The organism is Cellulosimicrobium sp. ES-005 (assembly GCF_040448685.1).
GTDB classification, from domain to species: domain Bacteria; phylum Actinomycetota; class Actinomycetes; order Actinomycetales; family Cellulomonadaceae; genus Cellulosimicrobium; species Cellulosimicrobium cellulans_G.
Genome location: NZ_CP159290.1, coordinates 1,428,181 through 1,443,505, shown reverse-complemented (window position 1 = coordinate 1,443,505; position 15,325 = coordinate 1,428,181). Strand labels below are relative to the sequence as shown.

The 15,325-nt window shown below is 74.1% G+C and carries 18 protein-coding genes; 11 read left to right on the top strand and 7 right to left on the bottom strand.

Translation table 11 applies throughout. The annotated features are described in order from the left end of the window. The first annotated feature begins 139 nt into the window (after positions 1–139). The gene (locus ABRQ22_RS06165; RefSeq protein WP_353708913.1) at positions 140–547 is read left to right on the top strand and encodes a VOC family protein; all 408 of its coding nucleotides are present in this window, start codon (positions 140–142) and stop codon (positions 545–547) included. 61 nt (positions 548–608) lie between these two features. After that, positions 609–1,544 carry an NADP-dependent oxidoreductase gene (locus tag ABRQ22_RS06160; protein ID WP_353708912.1) on the top strand — a complete coding sequence of 312 codons (936 nt, stop codon included), beginning with the start codon at positions 609–611 and terminating at the stop codon, positions 1,542–1,544. Between the two features lie 81 nt (positions 1,545–1,625). On the opposite strand, the gene ABRQ22_RS06155 is transcribed toward ABRQ22_RS06160, so the two are convergent. Further along, complete coding sequence (locus tag ABRQ22_RS06155) at positions 1,626–2,006, bottom strand: cupin domain-containing protein (RefSeq protein ID WP_353708911.1); 381 nt, start codon at positions 2,004–2,006, stop codon at positions 1,626–1,628. A gap of 124 nt (positions 2,007–2,130) precedes the next feature. Between ABRQ22_RS06155 and ABRQ22_RS06150 the strand changes: the two genes are divergently transcribed. Together ABRQ22_RS06150 and ABRQ22_RS06145 are read left to right on the top strand one after the other, a co-directional pair. Then, on the top strand, positions 2,131–3,309 hold the full coding sequence (locus ABRQ22_RS06150) for an aminopeptidase P family protein (RefSeq protein WP_353708910.1): 1,179 nt from the start codon (positions 2,131–2,133) through the stop codon (positions 3,307–3,309). After that, entirely contained in the window at positions 3,306–3,911 is a 606-nt protein-coding gene (locus ABRQ22_RS06145; RefSeq protein WP_353708909.1) for a class I SAM-dependent methyltransferase, read from the top strand. The genes ABRQ22_RS06150 and ABRQ22_RS06145 overlap by 4 nt, the downstream gene beginning before the upstream one ends. A gap of 11 nt (positions 3,912–3,922) precedes the next feature. Here ABRQ22_RS06145 and ABRQ22_RS06140 read toward each other — a convergent pair whose 3' ends face one another. Next, positions 3,923–5,326, bottom strand: coding sequence for an MFS transporter (locus ABRQ22_RS06140; RefSeq protein WP_353708908.1), 1,404 nt, complete (start codon positions 5,324–5,326; stop codon positions 3,923–3,925). A 122-nt stretch (positions 5,327–5,448) separates the two neighbouring features. On the opposite strand from ABRQ22_RS06140, the gene ABRQ22_RS06135 reads away from it, so the two are divergent. From ABRQ22_RS06135 to mqo, 4 genes are all read left to right on the top strand, one after another. Continuing rightward, positions 5,449–6,024 carry a helix-turn-helix domain-containing protein gene (locus ABRQ22_RS06135; RefSeq protein ID WP_353708907.1) on the top strand — a complete coding sequence of 192 codons (576 nt, stop codon included), beginning with the start codon at positions 5,449–5,451 and terminating at the stop codon, positions 6,022–6,024. Then, positions 6,021–6,710 carry a pyridoxal 5'-phosphate synthase gene (locus tag ABRQ22_RS06130; protein ID WP_353708906.1) on the top strand — a complete coding sequence of 230 codons (690 nt, stop codon included), beginning with the start codon at positions 6,021–6,023 and terminating at the stop codon, positions 6,708–6,710. Before ABRQ22_RS06135 ends, ABRQ22_RS06130 begins: the two co-directional genes overlap by 4 nt. Then, complete coding sequence (locus tag ABRQ22_RS06125; protein ID WP_353708905.1) at positions 6,701–7,534, top strand: maleylpyruvate isomerase family mycothiol-dependent enzyme; 834 nt, start codon at positions 6,701–6,703, stop codon at positions 7,532–7,534. The genes ABRQ22_RS06130 and ABRQ22_RS06125 overlap by 10 nt, the downstream gene beginning before the upstream one ends. A 235-nt stretch (positions 7,535–7,769) precedes the next feature. After that, complete coding sequence (gene mqo, locus ABRQ22_RS06120) at positions 7,770–9,290, top strand: malate dehydrogenase (quinone) (protein WP_253050402.1); 1,521 nt, start codon at positions 7,770–7,772, stop codon at positions 9,288–9,290. Between the two features lie 178 nt (positions 9,291–9,468). Here mqo and ABRQ22_RS06115 read toward each other — a convergent pair whose 3' ends face one another. Continuing rightward, positions 9,469–9,885 carry a hypothetical protein gene (locus tag ABRQ22_RS06115; protein ID WP_253050404.1) on the bottom strand — a complete coding sequence of 139 codons (417 nt, stop codon included), beginning with the start codon at positions 9,883–9,885 and terminating at the stop codon, positions 9,469–9,471. A gap of 90 nt (positions 9,886–9,975) precedes the next feature. Between ABRQ22_RS06115 and ABRQ22_RS06110 the strand changes: the two genes are divergently transcribed. Further along, entirely contained in the window at positions 9,976–10,929 is a 954-nt protein-coding gene (locus ABRQ22_RS06110) for a helix-turn-helix domain-containing protein (RefSeq protein WP_253050406.1), read from the top strand. A gap of 155 nt (positions 10,930–11,084) precedes the next feature. Next, complete coding sequence (locus tag ABRQ22_RS06105; protein ID WP_353708904.1) at positions 11,085–12,194, top strand: acyl-CoA desaturase; 1,110 nt, start codon at positions 11,085–11,087, stop codon at positions 12,192–12,194. A gap of 52 nt (positions 12,195–12,246) precedes the next feature. On the opposite strand, the gene ABRQ22_RS06100 is transcribed toward ABRQ22_RS06105, so the two are convergent. Beyond that, positions 12,247–13,077, bottom strand: coding sequence for a siderophore-interacting protein (locus ABRQ22_RS06100; protein ID WP_353708903.1), 831 nt, complete (start codon positions 13,075–13,077; stop codon positions 12,247–12,249). A gap of 174 nt (positions 13,078–13,251) precedes the next feature. On the opposite strand from ABRQ22_RS06100, the gene ABRQ22_RS06095 reads away from it, so the two are divergent. After that, the gene (locus tag ABRQ22_RS06095) at positions 13,252–13,470 is read left to right on the top strand and encodes a hypothetical protein (protein WP_253050410.1); all 219 of its coding nucleotides are present in this window, start codon (positions 13,252–13,254) and stop codon (positions 13,468–13,470) included. On the opposite strand, the gene ABRQ22_RS06090 is transcribed toward ABRQ22_RS06095, so the two are convergent. The 3 genes from ABRQ22_RS06090 to ABRQ22_RS06080 form a co-directional block, all read right to left on the bottom strand. Further along, positions 13,457–14,377, bottom strand: coding sequence for an RNA polymerase sigma-70 factor (locus ABRQ22_RS06090; protein ID WP_353708902.1), 921 nt, complete (start codon positions 14,375–14,377; stop codon positions 13,457–13,459). The genes ABRQ22_RS06095 and ABRQ22_RS06090 overlap by 14 nt on opposite strands. Further along, positions 14,374–14,967 (bottom strand): carboxymuconolactone decarboxylase family protein, encoded by a 594-nt coding sequence (locus tag ABRQ22_RS06085; protein ID WP_353708901.1) that lies wholly within the window; start codon positions 14,965–14,967, stop codon positions 14,374–14,376. Before ABRQ22_RS06085 ends, ABRQ22_RS06090 begins: the two co-directional genes overlap by 4 nt. A 106-nt stretch (positions 14,968–15,073) precedes the next feature. Beyond that, positions 15,074–15,325: a hypothetical protein gene (locus ABRQ22_RS06080; RefSeq protein ID WP_253050413.1), complete on the bottom strand. Its 252-nt coding sequence runs from the start codon at positions 15,323–15,325 to the stop codon at positions 15,074–15,076.

Below are 15,325 nucleotides of genomic sequence, written 5' to 3'. Positions count from 1 at the left end.
CGCGTCCGAGCCGCCCCGGGGCGTGGGTCGCCCGGCCGCGACACGTGCGCGGCCGGGCGATGAGTTCTCGCGGCACCGGTCGTCTACCCCCACGACACCACGTACCGGGCGAACCGCCCACGACGCCGGAGGCACGCTCATGAGCACGCAGATCTTCGTCAACCTGCCCGTCCAGGACCTCGACGCCTCCAAGGCGTTCTACACCGCCCTCGGGTACACCGTGAACGAGCAGTTCACCGACGAGAACGCGTCGTCGATCGTCATCAGCGACACGATCTACGTCATGCTCCTCACCGAGGAGTTCGCGAAGCAGTTCACGAACAAGTCCATCGCCGACGCGACCGCGACGACCGAGGTCATCAACGCGCTGAGCACCGACAGTCGCGAGGAGGTCGACCGCCTCGCCGACGCCGCGTTCGCCGCCGGCGCCACCGCGGTCAAGGACCCCCAGGAGGAGGGCGGGTTCATGTACTCCCGCAGCTTCGCCGACCTCGACGGCCACCAGTGGGAGGTCCTCTTCATGGACTCGACGGCGTTCGAGGGCTGACGCACCGCACGAGGTAGAGCGTCTCGGGAATCGGGCGGGCGCGCGTGCCGTTGCCGCCATCATGCGAGCCATCACCTACTCCCGCTACGGCGGCCCCGACGTCCTCGAGACGACCGAGCTCCCGACCCCCAAGGTCGGGCCCGACTCCGTGCTCGTGCGCGTGCGCGCCGCGAGCGTCAACCCGGTGGACTGGAAGGTCCGCGAGGGCTACCTCGACCAGATCATGGACGTGGCCTTCCCCGTCGTCCCCGGCTGGGACGTCGCGGGCGTCGTCGAGCGCGTGGGCCTGGACACGCCCGAGCTCCAGGTGGGCGACGAGGTGTACGGGTACGTGCGCAAGGACGTCATCGGCGGCGAGGTGTCGGGCGGGACGTTCGCCGAGCTCGTCGCGGCGCCGGTCCGCACGCTCGCGCGCAAGCCCGCGGCGTGGTCGTTCGAGGAGGCCGCCGCCGTGCCGCTCGCGGGTCTGACGGCATTCCAGACGATTCGGCGCGCGGGCGTCGCGGCGGGGCAGACGGTCCTCGTGCACGCCGCGGCCGGCGGCGTCGGGTCGTTCGCCGTGCAGATCGCCCGCGCGCTCGGCGCGCGCGTGATCGGCACCGCGTCCGAGCGCAACCACGACTTCCTGCGCTCGCTCGGCGCCGAGCCGGTCACGTACGGCGACGGGCTCGCGGACCGCGTCCGGGCGCTCGCGCCCCAGGGCGTGGACGTCGTCCTCGACTACGTGGGCGGCGACGCGCTCGACACCGTGCCCCAGGTGCTGCGCGACGGCGGCACGGTCGCCTCGATCACGGAGGCCCGGGCCCGCGACGAGCTCGGCGGGCACTACGTGTGGGTGCGCCCCGACGCGGCGGACCTCGCGGAGCTCGCGCAACTCGGCGAGGAGAGCGTACTGCGTCCGGAGGTCGCGGAGGTGTTCGACCTCGCCGACGCCGCCGACGCGCACCGCGCGAGCCAGTCCGGCCACGTGCGCGGCAAGATCGTCGTCCGGGTCTGACCCCCCGCGAGATCGACCCGAGCGTCCCCAGATCGACCCACCGAGGGTCGATCTCGGACGCTCGGGTCGATCTCGTCGTCGTCAGACGTCCGGCAGCTCGCGCAGCGGCGACGTGAGGTCGCCTCCCGCGTCGCCCGTGTTCACGGTCCCTCGGCGCTCGACGAGCACGGCGGAGGTCTCGACGTCGGCCCGCGGCCGGTGCTCGACACCCCGCGGCACGACGAACAGGTCGTGCGGCCCCAGCACGACCGCCCGCTCGACGCCGTCCTCGCGCAGGTCGATCGTCAGCTCGCCCGCGAGCACGAGGAACAGCTCGTCGGTGTCGGGGTGGGTGTGCCAGACGAACTCGCCGCGCACCTTGACCACCTTGACGTCCTGGTCGTTGAGGCTCGCGACCCGGTGGGGCTGCCAGTGCCCGTCGAACGTGTCGAGGGCGGCGAAGAGGTTGCGCGCGTCGGTCATGTGCCCACCCTGCCACTCCCCTGCGCGCCGCGAGATCGACCCGCACGTCCGAGATCGACCCTCAGAGGGCCGACGTCGGAGCGCTCGGGTCGATCTCGCGGGTGAGCGGTGCCACGCTGGCACCATGAGCAGCACCGACGCCGCACGTCCGGGGGCCGCGTTCGGCCCCGAGGTCTACGCCGCCCGCCGCGAGCGCGCCGCCGCGCACGCCCGCGACGCCGGGCTCGCGGGGCTCCTCGTCTCGCCGGGGCCCGACCTCGCCTACTTCACCGGCTACGCGCCGCCGGACACCGAGCGCCTCGCGCTGCTCGCCATCCCCGCGGGCGAGCCCGGCGCACGGGCCGGCGCGTCCGTCGTCGTGCCGCTGCTCGAGCGCGGCGACCTGGTCTCGGCCCCGGGCGCCGACGGGCTCGACGTCGTGACCTGGCGCGACGGCGACGACGAGCACGACGCCGCCGCACGCCTCCTCGACGGGACCGGCACCTATGCCGTCTCGGACTCGACGTGGGCGCTGCACGTGCTCGGTCTCCAGCGAGCCCTCCCGGACGCGCGGTTCACCGCGTTCACCGACGCCGTCCCGACGCTGCGCGCCGTCAAGGACGCGCAGGAGGTCGAGCGCCTCGCCGCGGCGGGCGCCGCCGCCGACGCGGCCTTCGGCCAGATCCGCGAGGTCGCGTTCGCGGGCCGGCGCGAGCGAGACGTCGCCGCCGACCTCGACCGGTTCCTGCGCGAGCACGGGCACGAGCAGGTCGACTTCACGCTCGTGTGCGCGGGACCGAACGGCGCCGACCCGCACCACGACGCGGGCGACCGGGTCATCGAGCCGGGCGACCTCGTCGTGCTCGACTTCGGCGGGCTCCGCGACGGCTACGGCTCGGACACGACGCGCACGGTCCTCGTCGACGGTGGCACCGACGACGCGCTCGCCGCGCGGCAGCGCGAGGTCTACGACGTCGTCCGCCGCGCCCAGCAGGCAGGGGTCGACGCCGTACGACCCGGCGCGACGTGCCAGGACGTCGACCGCGCGGCGCGCGCCGTCATCACCGACGCGGGCTACGGCGAGTTCTTCGTGCACCGTACGGGGCACGGCATCGGCACCACGACCCACGAGCCGCCGTACATGGTGGACGGCGAGGACCGGCCGATCGAGCCCGGCATGTGCTTCTCCGTCGAACCGGGCATCTACCTGCCCGGACGGTTTGGCGTGCGGATCGAGGACATCGTCGTCGCGTTCCCGCCGGACGTGCCCGACGGCGCACGCCGCCTCAACACCTCGACGCACGACCTCCAGACCGTCCGGTGAGGGACCCGGCGCGCTGGCCTGCCTACAACGCGGCCCAGCGCGGGCGGCCCGTGCGCGACCTGTGCCGCCGGGTCCTCGACCTCGCAGGTCCGGGCGACGGGCGCCTCGCGCTCGACCTGGGCTGCGGGGCGGGCGTCGAGACGGCCGCGATGCTCGACGCCGGGTGGCGCGTCGTCGCGCTCGACCCGGCCCCGGGGACCGGCGACCTGGTGCGTGAGGTCGTCGGGCCGGGCGACCGCGGTCGGCTCGCCGTGCACGAGGCCGGCTTCGCGGACGTCTCCAGCCTGGTCCGCCCCGCGGCCGTGCAGCTCGTCCACGCGAGCTACGCGCTCCCGCACGTGCCGCGAGCGGTGTTCGACGACGCGTGGCGGCAGGTCCGCGCCGCGCTCTCCCCGGGCGGGTGGCTCGCCGTCGACCTGTTCGGCGACCGCGACTCGTGGGCGGGCGCACCGGACGAGACCTTCCTGACCCGCGCCGAGGTGGGCGACCTGCTCGCCGGGCTGGACGTCGTCGTGCTCGACGAGGTCGAGGAGGACGGCGAGGCGTTCAGCGGGCCCAAGCACTGGCACACGTACGCCGTGGTCGCCCGCGCACCCGGCTGAGCCCACGTCGCTCAGCCGAGCGCGTCCGCCGTCGCGCGCACCTTCTCGTTGCGGATGCCGACCCAGCTCAGCACGCCGCCGAGGACGAGCAGCGCCGCCGTGACGACGAGCGAGCGGTGGAAGCCGTCGAGGTCGAGCACGCCGCCGACGATCACGCCCGCGAACGCGATGACGACCAGGCCCGCGACGCGGGACACCGCGTTGTTCACCGCCGAGCCGATCCCGGCGTCCGCTGCGGGGATCGAGCCGAGGATCGCGGACGTGAGCGGGGCCACGGTCATCGCGAGGCCGAGGCCGAAGAGCACGAGGCCCGGCAGGACCTGGGTGACGTAGACGGCGTCGTCGGTCGTCGTGAGCAGCAGCAGGTAGCCGGCCCCGCCGACGATCGGCCCGACCGTCATGAACAGGCGCGGGCCGTAGCGGCCCGCGAGCGCCCCGAACCGCGTGGACAGCGCGAGGAGCACGAGGGTCACCGGGAGCTGGGCGAGGCCGGCGGCCGTCGCGCTGTACCCGCCGACCTGCTGGAGGAACAGCGTGACGACGAACCCGCCGAAGTAGAGCGCCCCGTAGATGGCCGCGGTCGCCAGGTTGCCCCACGCGAAGTTGCGCACGCGGAACAGGCGCGGCGGGAGCATGGGGTCGGGGGCGCGACGCTCCCACCCGACGAACACGACGAGGCACGCGACCCCGACGACGCACGGCCCCCACACGACCGGGCTCGCCCACCCGAACCGGCCCTGCTCGATGAGCGCGAACACGGTGCCCGCGAGCCCGACGGCGGCGAGCGTCGCCCCGGCGACGTCGATGTGTCGTCGCCCGTCTGGGCCACCCGCGGCCCCCGGCTCCTCCGCCGCGGACCGCGGGACGCCGCGCAGCAGCCACAGCGTCACCGCGACGGGGAGCACGTTGATCCAGAACACCCAGCGCCACGAGATGGTGTCGATGAGGATCCCGCCGAGCAGGGGGCCGACGAGCGACGCGGTGCTGGTCCACGCGGTCCAGGAGCCGATGGCACGGGACTGCCGCTCGCCGTCGAACGTCGAGATGATCATGGCGAGCGAGCTGGGCACGAGCAGCGCGCCCGCGACGCCCTGGAGCCCGCGCGCGACGACGAGGAACAGCCCGTCGGGGGCGAGCGCGCACGCGACCGACGTCACCGCGAAGCCGACGAGGCCGATCGCCATGACGCGGCGCCGGCCGTGGACGTCGGACAGCGAGCCCGCCAGGAGGATGAGCGCGCCGAGCGTGATCATGTACGCGTCGACGACCCACTGCTGCAGTGCGAGACCCGTGACCGGCCCGGTCGTCAGCTCGGCGGAGATCGCGGGCAGCGCGACGTTGACCACCGAGCCGTCCAGGAACGACACGAACGACGCGAGGACCGCGACCACCAGCACTCGCTGCTGCACCGTCACCGACCCACCGTACGACTCGACTCTCATGCCGTCCCGACCGAGGCGACCGGGACGGCGTGACGCGCGGTGCTCCGCGGGGCGGCCGATCGACACCATACCTAGAGGTAGGTATGGTGACAGCCATGACGACGACCGACGCCCGTGCGCGCCTCGTCGCCGCCGCGCAGGAGCTGTTCTGGGCCCAGGGCGTCGGCGCGACCAGCCCGCGCGAGGTCCTCGCCGCGAGCGGCGTGGGCCAGGGCAGCCTCTACCACCACTTCCCCACCAAGCACGACCTCGCCGCGGCGGCCGTCCACGCCACGACGACCGCCGGGCTCGACGCGGCGCACCGCGACCTCGACGCTGACGGGACCGCCGTCGAGCGCCTCGTCCGCTACCTCGAACGGCCGCGGCCCGCGCTCGCCGGGTGCAAGGTCGGGCGCCTCGTGAGCGACCAGGCCGTCATGGACGACGCCACGCTGGCGGCGGAGGTCCGGACCTACTTCCGCGGGCTCGTCGACCTGGCCGCCGCCGTCCTGGCGGAGGACGGGCTGCCCGACGACGCCGCCCGCGACCGCGCGCTCGCCGCCGTCGCGATCGTGCAGGGCGGGTACGTCCTGGCACGCGCCCTCGACGACCCCGACGCGATGACCGCGGCAGCCCGCGGGTTCGTCGCGCTCCTGGACCCTCGACCCGCCGACCCGCCGGAGGACGCATGACCGCCGCACCCGACCGCCCGTCCCTGCGCGAGCGCCTGCGCGCGCTGCCGGTGCTCGGCGCCGACCTGCCCGGCCTCGACGTCGACGCGGCACCCGACGAGCCCAGCACGCTCTTCGTCGACTGGCTCCTGGAGGCGATCGACGCCGGTCTGCCGGCACCGCACGCGGCAACCCTCTCGACCGCCGACGCGAGCGGCCGGGTCGACGCCCGGACGCTGATCCTCAAGGACGTCGACGGCGACGGCTGGGTCTTCGCCACCCGCGCCGACTCGCCCAAGGGCCTGGCGCTCGCGGAGAACCCGAACGCCGCGCTGACGTTCTTCTGGCGCGAGCACGGCCGCCAGGTGCGGGTGCGCGGTCCGGTGGTCCCGCTCGGCCCCGACGCGTCCGCCGCCGACTTCCTCGCGCGCTCCGACGCCTCCCGCGCGACCGCGCTCGCGGGACCGCAGAGCGACCCGCTCGCGTCGCAGGACGCGTACCGGACCGCGTGGGACGCGGCGCTCGCACGGGTCCGCACCGAGCCCGGACTCGTCCTCGACGCGTGGACCGCGTACGCGCTGGAGCCCACGAGCGTCGAGTTCTGGGCGTCCTCGCCCGAGGGCCAGACCCGCCTCCGCTACGCCGCGGCCGCGGACACCCGGACCGCAGCACCCCCCACCTGGACGAAGGAGCTCCTGTGGCCCTGACCGGAACCAGCCCGCTCGCGCTCCCCGACGTCGAGGACGCGCGCCACGACGCACGGTCCGCGCTCGCCGCCGTCACCGCCGCGACGCGCACCCTCGGCGACGACGGCCTCGCCGGCCCCTCGACCCTTCCCGGCTGGTCGCGCAGCCACGTGCTCGCGCACGTCACGGCGATCGGCGAGGCCATGGCCCGCCAGGCGGAGCACGCCGCCCGCGGCGCGCTCGTCGAGGTGTACGACGGCGGAGCCGCCGGCCGCGAGGCCGGCATCCAGGCGGGCGCGGGCCGGTCCGTCGCCGCGCACGTCGTCGCGCTCGAGGCGCTCGCCGAACGCCTCGACGCCGCGTGGCCGGAGCCCGGGTCGTCCGGGTGGGACGCCCCCGTGACCTACCGCGACGGGACCGTCGCCGACGCGCTCGTCGCATGGTGGCGCGAGGTCCGCGTCCACGCCGTGGACCTCGACGCCGGGATCGGCCTCGACACCTGGCCGCGCTCCCTCGACCTCCACCTCCTCGACTTCCTCGGGGTCCGGCTCGCGGACGACGTCGTGGTCGAGCTCGCGAGCGAGCCCACCGTGCTCGGGGTGGGTCCGGGCGGCCTTCGCCTCGCTGCCGAACCCGGGATCTCTCCCGACTCGGAGACTCCCCTGGGGAGCGACCCCGGGTTCGACGCGCGAGCCGGTGTCGTCGTCCGGGGTCGCCTGACCGACGTCGCCGCCTGGCTCGCGGGCCGCGCCCCCGACGCCGCACCCCTCGCGTTCCGCTCCGGCGAACCGGTCGCCCTTCCCGAGATCAGCCCCTGGCCCTCCCCGTACTCGCCGCCGCGGTAGACCCGCGTCGGGGTTCGACGCGTGGCCGGGTCTCGGGCGCGAGCCGAACCCGCCGCTCGAGCGGCGGAGCCTCTGAGCCCTCCGCGACCTGCTCTCCCTCGGCGGACGGGGGTCCCGGGGTGCGGGTGAGACGTCCGGCCTGTGCCGGTCGGGACGTTCGTCCCGCGAAAGTGTGACGCACGCCCGTGACGGAACGCACACTTAGTGCACTCTTTCACAAGCGTAGAATCGGAGCGTGTCGAGTCGAGCGAGCAACCCCGCAAGCAGCGCAGACCAGATCGACGTAGCCCTCATCGGCGGTGGCATCATGAGCGCCACGCTGGGAGCCCTCCTCAAGGTCCTGGAGCCTTCCTGGACCGTGCGCATCTACGAGCGTCTGGACGCCGTGGCGCAGGAGTCGTCGAACCCGTGGAACAACGCCGGGACCGGCCATGCCGCCCTGTGCGAGCTGAACTACACGCCGGAGAAGGCGGACGGCTCGATCGACATCACCAAGGCGGTGAAGATCAACGAGCAGTTCGAGGTGTCGCGCGAGTTCTGGCACCACCTGCTCACCACCGGCGCCCTCCCCCAGCCCGCGAGCTTCATCTCCCGCACGCCGCACATGACATTCGTGCGCGGCGCGGAGAACGTCGACTACCTGCGCCGCCGGTTCGAGACGCTGCGCCGGCACCCGCTCTTCAGCGAGCTCGAGTTCAGCGACGACCCGGCCGTGATCGCCGAGTGGGCCCCGCTCCTCGTCGCGGAGCGCGACGGCGACGAGCCGGTCGCGGCGACGCGCGCGACGAGCGGCACGGACGTCGACTTCGGCGCCCTCACGCAGCAGCTCGTCGACTACCTCGTCTCGCAGGGCACGCAGCTCTACCTCGAGCACGAGGTGAAGAACCTCAAGAAGACGAAGGACGGCCGCTGGCGTCTGACGGTCAAGGACCGCTCGTGGAACGCCCCGAAGCGCCGCTCGACGGTCGAGGCGCGGTTCGTGTTCGTCGGCGCGGGCGGTGGCGCCCTGCCGCTGCTCCAGGCCGCGGGCATCCCCGAGGCCAAGGGTTACGGCGGCTTCCCCATCAGCGGCGAGTTCCTGCGCACCGACAGCCCCGAGCTCGTCGCGCAGCACCAGGCCAAGGTGTACGGCAAGGCCGACGTCGGCTCCCCGCCCATGTCCGTCCCGCACCTGGACACGCGCGTCGTCGACGGCAAGACGTACCTGATGTTCGGCCCCTATGCCGGGTTCAGCCCCAAGTACCTCAAGAAGGGCAAGTACCTCGGGCTGTTCACGTCGCTGCGCCTGCACAACCTCGGCTCGATGGTCGGTGCGGGCCTGAAGAACCTCGACCTCACCCAGTACCTGGTCGGCCAGCTCCTGGCGAGCCCGGAGACCAAGTTCACGGCGCTCCAGGGCTTCATGCCGACGGCGCACCCCAAGGACTGGGAGACCATCACCGCCGGCCAGCGCGTGCAGGTGATCAAGAGGGACAAGGACGGCAAGGGCGTCCTCGAGTTCGGCACCGAAGTCATCGCCGCCGGCGACGGCTCCATCGCGGGCCTGCTCGGGGCCTCGCCGGGCGCGTCGACCGCGGTCCCCGCGATGATCGACCTGCTGGAGCGCTGCTTCCCCGCGCGCTTCACCAAGTGGCGCCCCGAGCTCGCGACGATGATCCCGAGCCTCGGCCACGCCCCCTGGGAGGCCGAGGAGCTCGAGGGTCTCGACCAGCTCACCGGCGGCGCGGACGTCGACGCGGTCGGCTCGCGCGCCTGACCAGGATCTGACGCCCCTCCCCCACGACGGCCCGGACCTCCACGAGGTCCGGGCCGTCGCGTCTCTGTCGCCACGTCTCTGTCGCCCCCTCTCTGTCGCGGCGTCTCTGCAGCCGCCTCCTTGCCGTCCTGGCCGTCTCGCGTCCGTCGTCGTGCGTTCGCCGCGGGCACCGACCGCGTCAGCGCGGGAGCGGCACGCGCCGCGCCGCGCTCGGCGGACGCCGGTTCGACGTCGGCGGCTCGGCGAGCGTCGCCGACGCCTGCGCCGGGGCACCCCGCACGCCGTCGCGCACGGCAGGGTTCGGGACGACGCGCCGCAGGACGAGCTCGGCCGCGACCGCGTGCGGGTCGACGTGCGCGCCCTGCGCGTCAGGGCGCGAGGCCGCCGCCCGCAGGTCGGCGTCGAGACGCTGCGCGTCGCGGTCCGGGCGCTCGCCGTCGACCGACCGGTCGCCCCACGCGCCGGCACCGGGCCACGCGCCGTCGGACCCCGCGGGGAACCACGGTCGCGCGGGGTCCTCGCGCCGCACCGCGAGCGCCGCGACGGTCGGGCCGACGACGAGGAGAAGAACCACCACACCCCAGAAGATGTCCATGCCCCCACCCTTCCGCCGGGCGGCTCCGCCGACGAGTGGCAGGACTGACACCTCTCGACAAGATCCCGCCACGGGCGTAGCGTGCCGTGCATGGTGCACTCCGTCGCTGCCGTCGTGTGCGATGGCCTGGCCCCGTTCGAGTTCGGCGTCGTATGCGAGGTGTTCGGCCTCGACCGGAGCGAGGACGGCGTCCCGCCGTTCGACTTCCGCGTGTGCGGCCCGGTCGCCGGGTCGCCCGTCCGCACGTCGGTCGGCGCGCAGGTCGTCCCCGACCACGGGCTCGACGCGACGGACGACGCCGACCTCCTCATCGTCCCGGCGATCCGCATCGGCTCGCACTACCCGCCCGAGGTGCTGGACGCGGTCCGACGCGCGTCGGACCGCGGCGCGCTGCTGCTGAGCGTGTGCTCCGGGGTGTTCGTGCTCGCCGCGGCCGGCGTGATCGAGGGGCGGCGCGTCACGACCCACTGGATGCACGCCGACGAGCTGCGTCGCCGGTACCCGAGCCTGGACATCGACCCGGACGTGCTGTTCGTCGACGACGGCAACCTCGTGACGAGCGCCGGGACCGCAGCGGGGATCGACGCGTGCCTGCACCTCGTGCGGCGCGAGCTCGGGGCCAAGGTCGCGAACACGATCGCGCGGCGCATGGTCGTGGCGCCCCAGCGCGAGGGCGGTCAGCGCCAGTTCATCGAGCGCCCGGTCCCGGAGTGCGAGGAGGACTCGTTCGCCGAGCTGCTGGAGTGGATGACCGAGCACCTCGACGAGTCGCTCACGGTGCGCGACCTGGCGCGCCGGGCCCACACGTCGGAGCGGACGTTCGCGCGTTCGTTCGTCGCCCAGACGGGCACGACGCCGCTCGCGTGGCTGACGTCGCAGCGCGTCGCGCACGCGCAGTCGCTGCTCGAGGAGTCGTCGCTCGACCTCGAGGAGGTCGCGCGGCGCTGCGGTTTCGGGTCGGCGGCGCTCCTGCGCCACCACTTCCGGCGCGCGGTCGGCATCACGCCGACGGAGTACCGCCAGACGTTCCGCTTCGCCGCCTGACCACGACGCCGCCCGTCCGGCTCCTGCGCGAGTTCTTCACGTGACGCGCTCGCATGCGCAACCTACGGTCCCGTAGGGTGGGGGTCATCTGCAGCACGAGCACCCGCTCACCTCCGCGGCTGGGAAGTCGACACCGACACCCTGCGAGGCCGCACATGACCTCTGCCGCAGTGCGCCCGGGCTTCCGGGCCACCCGTCCCCGCACCGACGAGCCGGGCGCCGTCACCAGCACGTACAGCGCGCTGTCGCGCACCGTGCGCGACGCCGGCCTGCTCCACCGGACGCACGGCTACTACCTGTGGACCCTCGCCGTGCTGACGCTCGCGCTCGGCGGCGCCGTCGCCGGGTTCGTCCTCCTCGGCGACTCGTGGTTCCAGCTCCTGATCGCCGGGGCGCTCGGCCTGATCTTCACCCAGTTCGCGTTCGTCGCCCACGAGGCGTCGCACCGGCAGGTCTTCGCGTCCGGCCCGGCGAACGACCTCCTGGGTCGCATCCTCGCGAACGGCGTGGTGGGGATCAGCCACTCGTGGTGGATGAACAAGCACACGCGCCACCACGCGAACCCCAACCAGCGCGGCAAGGACCCGGACATCGCCCCGGACGTCGTCGTCTTCCTCGACGAGGACGCCGCCGCCGCGAAGGGCTTCCGCTCGGTGATCAACCGCTACCAGGGGTGGCTGTTCTTCCCGCTCCTCACGCTCGAGGGCCTCAACCTGCACGTCCAGGCGTACCGCTCGCTCCTCGCGGGTGGCCGGACGCGCGGCAACGTCCGCGACCGGGTCCGCGAGCTCGTCATCCTCACGCTGCGCCTGTCGCTCTACGTGGGGGCGATCTTCTGGTTCCTGCCGCTCGGCATGGCGTTCGCGTTCCTCGGCGTGCAGCTCGCCGTGTTCGGCGTCTACATGGGGGCGTCGTTCGCGCCCAACCACAAGGGCATGGCGATCATTCCCGAGAACGCGAAGATCGACTTCCTGTCCAAGCAGGTCCTCACGTCGCGCAACATCCGCGGCGGCTGGTGGATGAACGTCCTCATGGGCGGGCTGAACTTCCAGATCGAGCACCACCTCTTCCCGAGCATGCCGCGTCCCCACCTCGCGCGGGCGCGGGAGATCGTGCGCGAGCACTGCGCGAACCTCGGCCTGCCCTACACGGAGACCAGCCTCGTCCAGTCGTACGGCATCGTGGTCCGCTACCTCAACCGCGTGGGGCTCTCGGCGCGCGACCCGTTCGACTGCCCGATGTTCCGCCAGCTCCGCAAGGTCTGACGGGACAGAGGCGTGCCGCCCGGGCCCTCAGGTCCGACGACGCCCGGGCCGGTCAGGCCGACGCCGCGTGCCCGTGCCGCCAGTACCCGACGAAGTCGACGTGCGCCTTGGGCACGCCGCGGTCGTTGACGAGGTGGCGGCGCACCCCGGTCGCGAGCGTCGACTCCCCCACCGCGTACGCGTAGACGGGACCGGACGGCAGGTCGGCCGACCGCACCGCCTCGAGCGCCAGCGCGCCGGGCAGGAGCGCGTGCGGGTCGGTGCCCTCGGGCGCGGAGCCCTCCCGCACGACCCAGCGCAGCTCGACCCCGGCCGGGACGCGAAAGTCCTGCGCGTCCGCCGCCTCGGGGATCTCGACGATCGCGAGGCCGCGCGCGTCGTCGGGCAGCGACTCGCAGATGCCCGCGACCGCGGGCAACCCGGTCTCGTCGGCGACGACGAGGGTCCAGTCGTGCGGGACGCGCGGGTTGTACCCCACACCCTGGTCGAGCACGCCGACGCGGTCGCCCGGCCGCGCGGACAGCGCGAACGACGACGCGGGCCCGGCGTCCCCGTGGACGACGAAGTCGACGTCGATCTCGCGCAGGTCGGGCCGCGCGGCGCGCACCGTGTAGTTGCGGACCCAGGGCCGGCGCGCCTTGGGCGTCGCGAGGTACTGGACGTACCACATGCCCGACGTGCGCGTGGGCAGGCGCAGGGACTCCTGGTCGTCGCGGGCGAGGAACATCCGGAACCACTGGTCGAAGCCCATGGGTGTGAAGAGGTCCATGTCCTCGCCGCCGAGGGTCACCCGCACGACGTTCGGGCTCACCCGCTTGCTGCCCACCACGCTCAGCGTGACGACGTGCGCGTCGGCGGGCTTGACCATCTTGAACGTGGCCACCAGCGGCTCCTCGGGGTGCGGCCCGGGCCTCCCGGGCGGACGACGGCCCCGCGACCACGGTGACCGTAGGCAAGGCTATCCTCACCTGCGGGTCACCGTCGATGTGGCCGATCCCACACACCCCGTGACCCTCCCCGGTCCGGAGGCACCGCGCTCCGCTGGCATGCTCGACGCGTGGAGCTCCCCGTCGCCTGGTCCGTCGTCCTGCTCGTCGCCGCCGCGTGGAACCTGCTCATCTGGCCGCGGTTCCTCCAGCGCATCGCCAAGGACCCCCGCGCGCGGGACGCCGAGGGGCGCGCGACGCGCTTCCTCACGGTGCACGTCGTGCTCATCGCGGTCTCGCTCGTTCTCGCTCTGGCAGTCGGCGCGCTCGGCGTCCTCACGCTCGTCTGAGCCCGGCCAGCCGCTCCGGGTTCCGGAAGAGCAGGACGCGCACGACGCGCTCGCCGTCGTACTCGACGGACGCCGCCATCGCCGGCGCCCCCTCCACGGTCCACACCCCGCCCAGCGCGCCGTTGACCAGCGCCGGCTCGAAGGCCATCGCCGTCGTCTCGGGCTTCGCCGAGAGGCCCACGAGCATGCGCGCCACCTTGTCCGCCCCCGTCACGGGTCGCAGCGCCGCGCGCGCCTTCCCGCCGCCGTCGCTCACCACGACGACGTCCGGCGCGAGGACCTCGACGAGCGCGGTCGTGTCACCCGTGGCGCACGCGGCCATGAACCGCTCGACGGCGGCACGCTGCGCGTCGTCGGGCGGCGTGAACCGCGGGCGACGCGCCCGCACGTGCTCGCGCGCGCGGTGCGCGGTCTGACGCACGGACTCGGCCGAGCGGTCGAGGCCCTCGGCGATCTCGTCGTACGGGACGTCGAACACCTCGCGCAGCACGAACACGGCGCGCTCGAGCGGGCTCAGCGTCTCCAGCACGACGAGCAGCGCCATCGAGACGTCCTCCGCGCGCTCGACCTGCAGCGCGGCGTCCGGCGTCGTGAGGAGCGGGTCGGGCAACCACGACCCCACGTACGTCTCGCGGCGCGCCCGCAGCGCGCGCAGCCGGTCGAGCGCGAGCCGGGTCGTGACGCGCACGAGGTAGGCGCGCGGGTCCAGGACGTCGGACCGGTCCGCAGAGGACCAGCGCAGCCACGCCTCCTGGACCACGTCCTCGGCGTCGGCCGCGGAGCCCGTCATCTCGTAGGCGACGGTGAAGAGGAGCCGGCGGTGGGCGCTGAACGGTACGAGAACCGGGTCGGGGCCGCGACGGTCCGCGACGTCGTCGGGCGGCGCGGTCTCGGCGTCGTCGCTCACCCGGCCAGCCTGCCAGCCGTCGCCGCCGTGCGCAGCCCGCCGTCGAGCGGGACCTCGCAGCGGTCGCTGAAGCCCTGGCTGGACAGGCCGAGGGCCGCGTTGATCCGGCTGCGCAGGTTCTCCAGCGCGACGACGGCGGTGAGCTCGACGAACGCGGGCTCACCCAGGTCGTCGACCAGCGCGGCCGCGAGCTCGTCCGTCACCGTCGGCGGGGTCGCGGTGGCCGCCTCGGCGTACTCGAGCACGCGCCGCTCGACGGCGGTGTACGCGTCGCTGTCGCGCCACGCGGGCACGTCGTGGAGCTTGCGGGGGTCGACGTCGCCGTGCTCGGACTCCCAGTAGCCGAAGTCGACGCACCACGAGCAGCCGATCCGCACCGCGGACGCCATGACCGCGAGCGCCGAGAGGGTCGGGTCGAGCGTCCGCCAGCGCGCGGCCCCGGCCTCGAGGACGCAGTACGTCGTCGCGACGCGCGGGTTGTGCCCGACGGCGGCGAGCGGCTCCAGCACGGCGCCGTACCGCCGCCGCGAGAGCACCGCGAGCGTGCGGTTGAGCAGGGTCCGGGGCGGGTCGAGCGAGATGCGGGCCACGAGGTCTCCTTCCGTCAGCCGGCGCGGTGCGCGCCGGTCGAGCGCGGGGTCGACCATCCAGACGCGCGCCGCGGGCCGCGCGTGACACGCACGCGCGTGACCTGCGTCACGGCCGGTGCGCGCGCTTCTCGTTGCCCCGCCGGTAGTTCCCCGTCGCCCGCGCGAGCAGGAGCTGGACCTCGACCTCGTCGTCGCGCGCCTCGGCCCGCTCGAGGGCCGCGACGAGGCGGTCGGCCGCCGCCCCCGCGACCGTGACGACGACGCGACCGCCGCGCGCGACCCGGACGCGGCCGTCCTTGGTCACCTGGTGGTCGAACGGGTCGGGGAACGGGTCGGGGGGTGTGCGGTCGCTCGTCAT

What these genes read in the sequence shown, in the direction of transcription:
- ABRQ22_RS06165 (WP_353708913.1), top strand. Translation starts at nt 140, where the DNA reads ATGAGCACGCAGATCTTCGTCAACCTGCCCGTCCAGGACCTCGACGCC.
- ABRQ22_RS06160 (WP_353708912.1), top strand. Translation starts at nt 609, where the DNA reads ATGCGAGCCATCACCTACTCCCGCTACGGCGGCCCCGACGTCCTCGAG.
- ABRQ22_RS06155 (WP_353708911.1), bottom strand. Translation starts at nt 2,006, where the DNA reads ATGACCGACGCGCGCAACCTCTTCGCCGCCCTCGACACGTTCGACGGG.
- ABRQ22_RS06150 (WP_353708910.1), top strand. Translation starts at nt 2,131, where the DNA reads ATGAGCAGCACCGACGCCGCACGTCCGGGGGCCGCGTTCGGCCCCGAG.
- ABRQ22_RS06135 (WP_353708907.1), top strand. Translation starts at nt 5,449, where the DNA reads ATGACGACGACCGACGCCCGTGCGCGCCTCGTCGCCGCCGCGCAGGAG.
- ABRQ22_RS06130 (WP_353708906.1), top strand. Translation starts at nt 6,021, where the DNA reads ATGACCGCCGCACCCGACCGCCCGTCCCTGCGCGAGCGCCTGCGCGCG.
- ABRQ22_RS06115 (WP_253050404.1), bottom strand. Translation starts at nt 9,885, where the DNA reads ATGGACATCTTCTGGGGTGTGGTGGTTCTTCTCCTCGTCGTCGGCCCG.
- ABRQ22_RS06110 (WP_253050406.1), top strand. Translation starts at nt 9,976, where the DNA reads ATGGTGCACTCCGTCGCTGCCGTCGTGTGCGATGGCCTGGCCCCGTTC.
- ABRQ22_RS06105 (WP_353708904.1), top strand. Translation starts at nt 11,085, where the DNA reads ATGACCTCTGCCGCAGTGCGCCCGGGCTTCCGGGCCACCCGTCCCCGC.
- ABRQ22_RS06080 (WP_253050413.1), bottom strand. Translation starts at nt 15,325, where the DNA reads ATGACGAGCGACCGCACACCCCCCGACCCGTTCCCCGACCCGTTCGAC.